This window comes from Fretibacterium fastidiosum, assembly GCF_000210715.1.
Lineage (GTDB): Bacteria > Synergistota > Synergistia > Synergistales > Aminobacteriaceae > Fretibacterium > Fretibacterium fastidiosum.
The window spans coordinates 1,565,184-1,566,669 of record NC_021038.1 but is presented as its reverse complement, the minus strand read 5'-3'; the positions used below and the strand labels follow the sequence as shown (position 1 = coordinate 1,566,669).

Here is a 1,486-nt window from a genome sequence, read left to right as displayed (position 1 = left end):
ACCTCCTACGGCCTGCGGGACGCCTGGACCGCCGCCTGGACCCCGGACTTTACGACCGTGGTCTGGGTCGGCAGGCCCACCGGCGAGTCCTGGCCGGGGCTCGTCGGCATCAAGGCCGCGGCCCCCGTCGCCATGCGCATCCTGCGGGCCATCTCCCCGAACTCGGGGTGGTACGACAAACCCGACGCCCTGGCGCTGCGCAGGGTCTGCTCGCTCTCCGGCCAGCCCCCAACGGCAGCCTGTCCCTCCACTCAGCTCGACTGGTTCATCGAGTCCGTCACGCGCACCGTCCCCTGCCCCCTTCACACCATCAAGGCGGGACAGACGGCCCTCCTCCTTCCGCCGGAGCTCAGCGCTCCGGACACGCCGCTCAGCCGCATCAAGCGAAGCGCCGAACTGAAGATCGTCTCTCCCATCTCTGGCGCCACCTACTTTACCGCCCCGTTCGACCGCGAGAGACGGATCCCCATGAAGGCGGAGGGAGGGGTCGAGCGCGTTCACTGGTATTTGGACGGGCAGTACATGGGCTCCTCAAATCCCCGCGAGACGTTCTTCCACGGCGTGCCGGACGGACGGCACGTGATCGGAGCCGCGGACGAGGCGGGGCGGAGCAGCGTGACGGAGGTTTCGGTCGTGACCCCTGGAAGAAGACAAAACGCTCCGGCGCCGCGGCTGAATTAGCCCGCGAACACGACGGGCCCCTGGAACGGGGGCTTGTCCGCCGACATCTGAACTCATTTGGGACCTCATCCTGGACAACGCGCCTCAGGCGCGGCACTCGCGTTAGAAAGCGCGCAGCGCTCTGCAGCGCGCTGGGTCAACCTACATTCTTAAGGAGGTCTTTACATGAATGACAGGGAAAGAACGCACAGGGAAGTCGGTTTGGTCGGGGCAGTCCTCATCCTCCTGATGATCCTCTTCATCATGGTGATGGGCAAGCTGGTGCTGAACTTCGACACGGGGATGCTGGTGCTGATCGTCGCGATGGCCACGACCATCGTCTACGTCGGCGTCTACCGCTTCACCTGGGACTTCATGTTCAAGGAGGGCGTCATCCCCATGGTGGCGCGGGCTTCGGGCGCGATCCTGATCCTTTTGATCGTCGGGCCCATGATCGCCATCTGGATGGCGGCCGGGACGGTCCCCTACATGATCAACCTCGGCCTCTCCATCCTGAGGCCTCAGACCTTCCTGGTCTCGGCCTGCCTCGTCTGCGCCATCTCCTCCGTGCTGACGGGGACCTCCTGGGGCTCGGCCGCCACCTTTGGAGTGGCCTTCATGGGCATCGGGCACGGGCTGGGCATCTCCCCCGCCGCCACGGCGGGCGCCATCATCGCGGGCAGCTACTTTGGCGACAAGGTCAGCCCCATCTCCGACACGACGGTGCTGGCAGCGGCCACGGCGGAGACCGACGTCGTCGCTCACATCCGCTCCATGCTGTGGACCACCGTCCCCGCGTTCTGTATCGGCCTTGCCGTCTACGCCT

1 protein-coding gene and 1 pseudogene are annotated in these 1,486 nt (G+C 65.9%); both read left to right on the top strand.

From position 1 onward, the window contains the following. Positions 1-681, top strand: a pseudogene (locus SY1_RS07285) (hypothetical protein); the annotation flags it as partial. 165 nt (positions 682-846) lie between these two features. Continuing rightward, on the top strand, positions 847-1,486 hold a 640-nt coding region (locus tag SY1_RS07280; protein ID WP_279369728.1), incomplete at its 3' end, for a Na+/H+ antiporter NhaC family protein.